At 71.9% G+C, this 9,561-nt stretch carries 5 protein-coding genes and 1 pseudogene; all 6 read right to left on the reverse strand.

Annotation, left to right across the window (positions count from 1 at the left end; translation table 11 throughout):
* Positions 1–392, reverse strand: a pseudogene (locus HLK59_RS51650) (hypothetical protein); the annotation flags it as partial.
* The gene (locus tag HLK59_RS45100) at positions 382–1,035 is read right to left on the reverse strand and encodes a hypothetical protein (RefSeq protein WP_171147477.1); all 654 of its coding nucleotides are present in this window, start codon (positions 1,033–1,035) and stop codon (positions 382–384) included. The gene HLK59_RS45100 and the pseudogene HLK59_RS51650, both read right to left, overlap by 11 nt.
* Positions 1,036–1,136: 101 nt before the next feature.
* Positions 1,137–2,369: an MFS transporter gene (locus HLK59_RS45105; protein ID WP_171147478.1), complete on the reverse strand. Its 1,233-nt coding sequence runs from the start codon at positions 2,367–2,369 to the stop codon at positions 1,137–1,139.
* 23 nt (positions 2,370–2,392) lie between these two features.
* The gene (locus tag HLK59_RS45110; RefSeq protein WP_171147479.1) at positions 2,393–3,817 is read right to left on the reverse strand and encodes a citrate:proton symporter; all 1,425 of its coding nucleotides are present in this window, start codon (positions 3,815–3,817) and stop codon (positions 2,393–2,395) included.
* 138 nt (positions 3,818–3,955) lie between these two features.
* Positions 3,956–6,193 carry a molybdopterin oxidoreductase family protein gene (locus HLK59_RS45115; protein WP_171147480.1) on the reverse strand — a complete coding sequence of 746 codons (2,238 nt, stop codon included), beginning with the start codon at positions 6,191–6,193 and terminating at the stop codon, positions 3,956–3,958.
* A 114-nt stretch (positions 6,194–6,307) separates the two neighbouring features.
* On the reverse strand, positions 6,308–9,367 hold the full coding sequence (locus HLK59_RS45120; RefSeq protein ID WP_171147481.1) for a WD40 repeat domain-containing protein: 3,060 nt from the start codon (positions 9,365–9,367) through the stop codon (positions 6,308–6,310).
* Positions 9,368–9,561 lie beyond the last annotated feature (194 nt).

The following is a 9,561-nucleotide window of genomic DNA, read 5'->3' on the forward strand; positions in this document are numbered from 1 at the left end:
AGTTGTGTATAAGACACAGGCGCCGGTGCGCCCGGGCGGTGCGGGGCCGGCTCCTGGCCGCGCGGACGTGGGGCGGACGCGCCGGTGCGTGGCCGTGCCTCCGGGCGGCGCGGCGCCGGCTCACCGGTGCGCGGCAGTTCGTCCGGGCGGCGCGGGACCGACACCCCGGTGCCGAGCGCACGCTGCACCGCGCCCCCTCGGGCGTCGGTCCGGTCCGTGGCGGGCGGTGCCGCACGGGAGGCGGGCGGGGCGGCCTCGACCGCCCCGCCCGGCTCCTCGCCCTGGGCCCACCAGCCGCCGCCCGCCACCAGCGAGAGGGTCATCACGACCGTTCTCGCCAGGCGGTAGGCGCGCGTCCGGTACCAGGGCCGGCGTCGACGCCTACGCGCCATGCGGGCGACGGCGGAGCCGGAACCACACCACCCCGCCGACCGCGGCCACGCCTACGGCCGCGGCACCGGCGACCGGGGCGAACGCCTGGTCGCGCGCGATCCCGCCGCCCCCCGCGGGCGGACCGCCGTTCGGACCGCCCGGGCCACCGCCGGGACCACCGGGACCGCCGCCAGGGCCACCGGTGCCGCCCGGCGGGGTGACACAGTCGACCTTGAACACCTTGTGCTTGCCCGCGCCCGACCCACCGGTGATGTTCCAGGTGAGCTTGTACTGCCCGTCCGGCAGCGTGTAGTCCTGCGTGTGCCCGGCGCCGGTCGGGAGCGCGATCTCACCGGAGAGCGTGGCACCGTTGGCGACGGGGGGCTGGGTCACGATGCTCCAGGTGACCTCCTGGCCCTGGTCGAAGTTGGCGGCGTCGATGTAGAACTTGCAGACCTTCGGTTCGTCGCGCGGGTCACCGTACGGCGTGCGCTCCACCGTTCCGTAGGGCGCCGTGTGGATCTTGACGGTGCCGTTGTCCCCGGGCGCCAGTGGCACGGCACCCGCCGTGGACATCCCGGACAGCGGGCCGAGCGCGACGGTGAGGGCCGCGAGCGCGGCGGTGCGTGCTCCGGCTCGGCGTGCGAGAGACGTGGTGGGCATACGAAGTCCTCCGAGTCAGGTGATTGTCGTACAAATCACACTTCGCCTGACTCTCTTTCACATGCCTCTCGCCAAAGGGCGGAGCCTCGCCCTACGGCCCGTCAGTCATCGCTCTTCCGGCCCAAGGAGACCCCCGGCCGACGCGGCGCGACAGGCTCCGCGACCGGCTTCGCCGGTGAGCGCAGCGCGACGCCCGAGGAGAGCAGCAACAGCACGCCCAGCATCACGAAGGGCGCCGCCGCACCCGCGACGCCCGCGATCAGGCCCGCCGTGGCGGGGGCGGCGACCTGGCCCAGGCGGTTGCCGGTCAGCCGCAGCGCGAGGGCCGTGGAGCGGGCGCCGTCGGGGGCCGCCTGGACGACCGTCGTCATGGAGAGCGGCTGTCCGACGCCGAGGCAGAAGCCGAGGACGGCGAGCATCAGGGCGAGCGCCCACACGGGCACCGGCAGGGCGATCCCCGCGCACAGCACGGCCGCCAGCAGGCAGGTGACGGTGAGCAGGAGCGAGCGGCCCAGCAGTCGCAGCAGCGGGGTCAGCACCAGCCGGCAGGCGATCGTGGCCGCCGCACGGAGGCTGAGCAGCAGGCCGATGACGGAGGGGGCGATGCCCCGGTGTTCGCCGACCACCGGGAGGTAGGCGGTGAGGATGTCGGTCGCGGACAGCACGGCGAGGCTGACGAAGATGCCGGCGGGTACGCCCCGGGCCCGGAGGATGCGCTGGACGGGGACGCGGTCACCGTGCCCCGCACGGGACCCGGCCGCCGTGTCGCGGTGCTCTATGCGCCACAGCGACGTGAACGCGACCGCGCCACCCGCCCCCGCGACGATCAGCGCGAGCGCGCTCGTGCCCGCCATGTCCGGGCCGCCGATCAGCGCGCCCGCCGCGACGGGGCCGACCAGCTGGCCGAGGGAGGCGCCGATGGTGAAGTGGCCGAAGTTGCGGTCCTGTTCGTGCGGGGCGGACTGGCGGGCGACGAGGGACTGGGCGCCGATCACGAAGCAGAGGTGGCCGAGCCCCATCACTCCGCTCCAGACCGCCATCGCCCAGAGGGAGTCCGCGATGCCGCTCAGGGCGCAGCCGCCGGATATCAGGACCACGCCGACCGGCAGCAGGGGCGCGCACCGGCCGTGGTCGGTACGGCGCCCCAGGGGTACTGCGGCGAACAGCGGGAGCAGGGCGTAGACCCCCGCGATCACTCCGATCGCCCGCTCGTCCGCGCCCAGCGCGAGGGCCCGGTAGGAGACGGCGGGCCGGGCCATCGACACCGCCCCCTGCGCGAAGCCGAAGGCGATGACGAGGCGGAGCAGCCAGCCGCGGTTCCCACCGGGCACCATGTTCAAGTCCTCTGTCAGATCGGTCAGATGATGCCGAACAGGATTCCCGCCGCCAGGATCAGGAGGCAGGTCAGCGCCGCCCACTTCACCACGAACTTGGTGTGGTCGCCGAACTCGACCTTCGCCATGCCGACCAGGACGTAGACGGCCGGGACGAGCGGGCTCGACATGTGCAGCGGCTGGCCGACCAGGGAGGCGCGGGCCATCTCCAGCGGCGAGACACCGTGCGCGGCGCCGGCCTCGGCGAGGACCGGGAGGACGCCGAAGTAGAAACCGTCGTTCGACATGAAGTAGGTGAGCGGGAGGCTCAGCAGACCGGTGACGAGGGCCATGTGCGGGCCCATGCCCTCGGGGATGACGTCGACCATCCAGCGGGCCATGTGGTCGACCATGCCGGTGCCCTGGAGGACGCCGGTGAAGACGGCGGCGGCGAAGACCATGCCGGAGACGTTCAGGACGTTGTCGGCGTGGGCGGCGAGCCGGGCCTTCTGGTCGGGGATGTGCGGGAAGTTCACGGTGAGCACGAGGGCGGCGCCGATCAGGAACAGCACGGGGATCGGCAGCCACTCCATGATCATGGAGGTGAGCAGGGCGATGGTGACGCCGGCGTTGAACCAGTAGAGCTTGGGACGCAGGGTGGCGCGGTTCGGGTCGAGGACCGTGAAGCGCTCCTCGTCGTCGTCATCCTCGGCGTCGGTGCCGGAACCGGAACCGGAACCGGAGCCGCCGGTGGCCTTGTCCGTGCCCGAGGCGCCGGACCCGGCACCCACGAGAACCGTCTCGGACTCCTTCTCCTCGACCTTCTCCTCCACCAGGATCTCGCCCAGCGTCAGCACGCCCAGCCGCTTGCGCTCACGCAGACCGAGGAAGTACGAGAGGACGAAGACACCCAGCAGGCCCACGAGCAGGGCCGGGATCATCGGGACGAAGATGTCGCTGGCGTCGAGCTTGAGCGCGGTGGCGGCGCGGGCGGTCGGGCCGCCCCACGGCAGGGTGTTCATGACGCCGTTGGCCATGGCGGCCACACCGGTCATCACGACCAGGCTCATCTTCAGGCGCTTGTACAGCGGGTACATCGCCGAGACCGTGATCATGAAGGTGGTCGAGCCGTCGCCGTCGAGCGAGACGATCGCGGCGAGGATCGCCGTACCGACGACGATCCGCATCGGGTCGGCCTTGGCGAACTTCAGGATCCCCCGGACGATCGGGTCGAAGAGGCCGACATCGATCATCACACCGAAGTAGACGATCGCGAACATGAGCATCGCCGCGGTGGGGGCGAGGCTGGTGACGCCGTCGATGACGTAGTCACCGAGGTGGGCGCCCTTCCCTACGAAGACGCAGAACAGTGCCGGGATCAGCACGAGCGCCGCGATCGGCGACATCTTCTTCATCATGATCAGGACCAGGAAGGTCGCGATCATGGCGAAGCCGAGGATGGTCAGCATGAGTGGATACCTAACGTTCGCCCTTGAACTCCCACCGGAGTCGGCAGTGCGATGACGTTAGGTCCGCTCAAGCAGCGTTAACAAGACGTTGACATGCGAGCAATAAGCGCAAAACCCCAGGTCACAGCTTTGTGCTGCTCACAGGGCCGCTGTAGTGGCCACCTTTACCGGTACGCCGTTGAGGACCGCGTTGCCCGAGAGGGGGTCGAGGAGGCTGCCGTCGAGGAGCTGGTTGACGTTGACGCCGGGGTCCTTCAGGGCGTGGTTGAGGCGGGTGCCGGGCCGGTCGTGACCCCAGCCGTGCGGGAGGCTGACCACGCCGGGGCGCACGTCGGTGGTGACCTCGACGGGAGCGGTCACCTCTCCCCCGGCCCCCTTCACCCGCACCAGCCCCTTGTCGAGGATGCCGAGCCGCTCGGCGTCCTCGGGGTGGATGTGCAGGGTGCAGCGGTTGGTGCCGCCGGTGAGGGCGGGGACGTTGTGCATCCAGCTGTTGTTGGAGCGCAGATGGCGGCGGCCGACGAGGACGAGCCCGTCGGGCCGCTCGGCCAGGGCCTGCCGCAGCCGCGGCAGATCGTCGACGATCGGCTGTGCCAGCAGCTCGACCTTGCCGCTGCGGGTCTTCAGCGGCTGCGGCAGCCGCCGGCCGAGCGGCCCGAGGTCGATGCCGTGCGGATGCGCCAGCAGCCGCTCCAGGGCCAGCCCCTCGGGTCGTACGCCGAACCCGTCGCCGTACGGACCGAGGCGCAGCATCATGTCGAGCCGCCGTTCGGGGCCGCTGACGCCGGTGAGGCGCGCGGCGAGCTCCTTCGGGTCGCGCCCGTGCACCGGTGACCACGGTTCCTTGACCGCCTTGCCGAGGGTCTGCCCGATGACGAGGTCGTCGACGGCCGACGGGTCGGCGCCGTGCATACCGGTCGCGGCGAGGATCAGCCGGGACAGGATCTCGGTCTCGGCCATCCGGCCGGACTCCAGGGGCACGGCGGGGCGGTTGTAGCGGACCTGGTTGCGGACGGCGAGCGTGTTGAAGGCGAAGTCGTGGTGCGGGCTCTGGGAGGGCGGGGGCGGCGGCAGTACGACGTCGGCGTGGCGCGAGGTCTCGTTGAGATAGGGGTCGACGCTGACCATGAAGTCGAGCGAGTCGAGCGCCTTGTCGAGGCGGTCGCCGTCGGGCACGGACAGCACGGGGTTGGAGGCCACGGCGATGAGCGCCCGGATCGGCTCGCCCTCGGGGGTCGCGGTGTCGATCTCCTCGGCGAGCGCGGAGATCGGCAGCTCGCCCTTCGCCTCGGGGTGGCGGCTCACCCGGGAGTGCCAGCGGCCGAGGGCGAACCCGTGGCTGGGTCCGGCGGGGCGGGGCGTCCGGTCGGTGGCCGCCTGCGGGAAGAGGGCGCCGCCGGGGCGGTCGAGGTTGCCGGTGAGGATGTTCAGTACGTCGACCAGCCAGCTGGCGAGGGTGCCGTGCGGGACCGTGCAGCTGCCGATACGAGCGTAGACGGCGGCGGTGGGGGCGGCGGCGAGTTCGCGGGCCAGGGTGCGGATGGTGCCGGCGTCGACGTCACAGGCGTCGGCGACCGCTTCGGGGGTGAAGTCGCCCAGTTCTCGCGGGAGTTCGTCGAGCCCGAGCAGATGCGGGGCCAGCTCCCCGGTGTCCACGAGGTCTTCCTCGAACAGCGTGTACGCCATCGCCGCGAGCAGCAGCGCGTCCGTGCCGGGGCGGATCGCGAGGTGGCGGTCGGCGAGCTTGGCGGTGCGGGTGCGGCGGGGGTCGATGACGGTGAGGGTGCCGCCGCGGGCCTTGAGCGCCTTGAGCTTGCCGGGGAAGTCGGGGGCGGTGCACAGACTGCCGTTGGACTCCAGGGGGTTGGCGCCGATCAGCAGCAGATGGTCGGTGTGGTCCAGGTCCGGCACCGGGATCGCGTTGGCGTCCCCGAAGAGCAGCCCGCTGGAGACGTGCTTGGGCATCTGGTCGATCGTGGAGGCGGTGAAGACACTGCGGGTGCCGAGGCCGGCGAGCAGCACCGTCGGGTAGAGGGCGCCGGCCATGGTGTGGACGTTGGGGTTGCCGAGGACGACTCCCACGGAGTTCGGCCCGTACCGCTCGACGACCGGCCGGATCCCCGCGGCCACCGCGTCGAACGCCTCCTCCCAGGTGGCCTCGCGCAGCTCACCGTCCTTGCGCACGAGCGGGGTGCGCAGCCGGTCGGGGTCACCGTCGACGGCCCCGAACGAGGCGCCCTTGGGGCAGATGAACCCCTTGCTGAACACATCGTCACGGTCGCCGCGGGCGCCGGTGACCCGAGTCCCGTCGATGGTGAGCGTCAGGCCGCAGGTGGCCTCGCACAGGGGGCAGATACGGAGTGCGGTGCGGGACACGGGTCCTCCCGGGGCGACGGTGCCTGTCCCGGCGAGGATACCGACCGGTAGGCATGGAGGGGAGTCCCTGCCGGGGGTCAGGTCGCAAAACCGCGATGAGGTGATCAGTGGCGGTCAGTCGAAGAGGATCACGCCGTTGCGGGTGCCGACGATCAGTTCTCCGGCGGGGCCGGTGGTGAGGGCGGTGCAGCGGGAGGGGAGGTCGATCTCGCGGTGGACCCGGCCGTCGTGGATCCCGACTACGGCGAGCTGGGTGTGGCCGGCCACGGCGTAGGTCAGGCCGTCGGGGAGGAGGGCGGTGTGGCGGACCAGGTAGCGGCGCAGGGCGCCCGCGTGTTCGTGGACCGGGACCATGGGTGGTTTCGCTCGCCGCCCGCGGAGTCGACGCCGTTCTCCCGGCCACACGCGCGTGGGGCGTTCGCCGCCACGGGCCAGACGGGCGTTCAGGTCCTCCCAGGCGAAGATCCTGGTCCATCGGGCACCGACGACGAGGATCCCGGCCCGGCCCGCGACGGTGGTCGGGAACACGTCGACGAGTTCGTCGCCCGGCAGCTCGGCCCACCGTCTCGCGGTCACGTCCAGCACACGGATCACGGTGCTCCCGAGCGGCACGAGAACCAACGGCGTGTCCCCACAACGCACGGCGCGAATCGTCCCGAGCGGCGTCGTCTCGCCGAGAGGGCGGCACGGCTGATCGAGCAGCGGGCCGTGGGCGATGTCGTGGACGGCCAAGTGGATGTCGCTCTTCGCCCAGGAGGGCTTCTGAAAGACGTACCTGTGGGCCATGGGGTCGGCGTCCCAGGTGGTGAGGGACAGCAGGGTCTCTCTGCCCTTCCCGTCCGGCAGGACCGCCAGCCGGGACAGGGCCCTGGTGTGCGGAGCCGGGGTCACCAACGGTGAGCCGTTCACACGCGGGGGGCTTCCCTCGGCGAAGTCCCAGTGTTCGAGCAGTCCGCTGTCGCTACGCGAGAACAGCACCGTGCGAGGCGTTCCGTCGGGTGACGGCCACCGTGTCACGACGCGCAGGTCGTCGATGCCGCTGTCGCAGGTCGGCCGCAGTCGGCTCAGCAGTGTGCCGGTCCGCCCGTCCCGTACCTGGAGCACACCGTTGTCACCGCCTGTCACAACGTTCGACCGGCCGTCCCCCGGCACGTCAGCGGCAGCCCAGACGGTGCCCGGCGAGTCGAAGGCCTCCGTCACCCGGCGGCCGTCCGCGATGTTCACGAGCCGCCAGACCTCACCGCCCTCGTCACCGCAGAGCAATCCGCCTTGCGTCGCCCGGAACACCCCGGCCGGCCGTGGCATCCGACGTTCCCACCCGTCGGCGTAGGACACCAGGCGCTGGTCACCGCCTGACCCGACGAGGTCGCCGACGTCGTAGGCCAGCGCGCACACGCGTCCCCGGTGCGCCGCCCGCGTCGGGCCGAGCTGTCGGCATGTCGGCAGGGACCACTCCCGTACGGTCCCGTCGAACCCTCCGGTCGCCACCCGCCCCGAGCCGTCCGGGGCGAGCGCGACGGCGGTCGTCCACACCGGTTCCTCGGGGAGCGGCCCCTGTACATACATCCGGCCCGCGACGACGTCCCAGCAGGCCAGGCGGCCGGAGGCGGTGCCGACGACGACCACGTCCCGGTTCCCCACCCGACCGGCGGTCAGAGCGGTGACCGTGTCCGGCACAGTGAACTCCTGCTCCGCCACCGGCAGTCCGTCGCGGAGCAGGAGGACGCCGACACGGCCTCCGTACTCCCCGGTGACGACGAAGTCCCGGCCGTCGGCCGTGCGTCCCGTCGCGGCGGAGCCGACCAGCGGGACCTCGTGGCGGCCGGGGTCCAGGAAGCTGCGCCGCCACCGTTCCTCGGCCCGGACCGGGTCCCAGCAACGGATCTCGTAGTCTCCGCCGACGCTGACGAGCGCGGCGGTGCCGGAGGGGCCGCGGATCGCGGTCAGGGCCAGGACCGGGCCCTCGTGGGCGGTGAAGTGGACGGAGTCCGTGACATGGGCGGTGGGCCACAGGCGTATGACACCGTCCGAACCTCCCACGCACACCACGTCGTCGACAGTGCACACAGCGGTCGCCGAGTGGTCCGCGACCTGTCCGCCGATCCGTTCACCGCTGACCAGATCGAACAGTTGCAGGCCGCGGGTGTCGCCCTGGACGGACAGGCAGAAACCGGCTCCGAGCCGGAAGGCCTCGACCCGCGCGGACGTGCCCCGGTCCACCCGCAGCGGCAGGCCGATCGGGCGGCCGCTGTCGAGGTCGATGCGGTGCAGCAGCCCGTCGTCCGTCACGATCGCCACGATCCACTGGTGGTCCATGTGTCCGATGGCGAAAGAGGCGACGGCGGAGTTGCCGGCGAGGAGGGTGCGCACCGGTGCGCCACCGCTGACGGAGGAGACCCGGACGCTGCGGTCGTCGCCCGCGGTGACCAGCAGACGGCCCTGAGGGTGCCCGGTGACCAGGTCGATATGGGTGACCGGGCCCTCGTGGCCGGTGCGCACCTCCGGACCGGTCTCCCCGGTGTCGAGGTCGAACTCCACTACACGGCCGTCCACACGTCCCAGCAACAGGGACATCGGTGGCAGGTCTCGGGGCGCCGCGCAGACGGTGACGCGTGTCCACATCTGGGGGGCCACGGTCTGCCAGAGGGTCGCGGTCAGCTGGTCGGCCCGTGCCTCCCAGTCCTGGATGTCGCTCTGCCGCAGCGCGAGCCGCTGGCGGACGGTGAGCGGTCGATAGGCGGCGGTGTTCTCCAGCCGGTAGACGAGCAGGTGTCCGTCCTTGAACCGCAAGGCGGCAGCGACCGGCTCCTCCTCCGAGTCCGCGAGGACCACCACCTGTTCCGCCAGCCGTGGCTCGGCCCGCTCGAAGCGTTCCCACGCGTTCGTGCGCCGGGACGGCTCGTGGTCGACGGCCGTACTGGTCGGCAGCAGCCACCGGCGGCGTCCCACTGACCAGAAGTTCAGCACCCGTGCCCGTGCCACCGTCACGCGCGTGTACGGGTCCTTCTCGACGGCGAGGTCCATGTCGTGCGTCAAGGCCACGGCCGTTCCGGGCAGTTGCGGCGGGGCTGTCAGGGTCCACCGGTGCAGCGCGCCCGGGCGTTCATGGACGCGGGTCCACGTGCCCTCCTCGATGTCCCATCGCCTCACCTCGCGCCACTCCGAAACCTCCATGAAGTCGGCCCCGTACCGGAAGGGCGTCACCACCCCGGCTCCGACACCGGCCGCCATCCCCTCATACCGGCGGGCGCCCTCATGCGGATTCCAAGCCGCCCACCGCGCCCGCCGGTATGAGGGGATGGCGGCCGGTGTCGGAGCCGGGGTGGTGACGCCCTTCCGGTACGGGGTCGACTTCATGGAGGTTTCGG

It is taken from the genome of Streptomyces sp. S3(2020) (genome assembly GCF_013044505.1).
Taxonomy (GTDB): domain Bacteria; phylum Actinomycetota; class Actinomycetes; order Streptomycetales; family Streptomycetaceae; genus Streptomyces.

Coding starts and splice junctions, on each gene's coding strand:
- HLK59_RS45100 (WP_171147477.1), bottom strand. CDS start 1,035: ATGCCCACCACGTCTCTCGCACGCCGAGCCGGAGCACGCACCGCCGCG.
- HLK59_RS45120 (WP_171147481.1), bottom strand. CDS start 9,367: ATGGAGGTTTCGGAGTGGCGCGAGGTGAGGCGATGGGACATCGAGGAG.
- HLK59_RS45105 (WP_171147478.1), bottom strand. CDS start 2,369: ATGGTGCCCGGTGGGAACCGCGGCTGGCTGCTCCGCCTCGTCATCGCC.
- HLK59_RS45110 (WP_171147479.1), bottom strand. CDS start 3,817: ATGCTGACCATCCTCGGCTTCGCCATGATCGCGACCTTCCTGGTCCTG.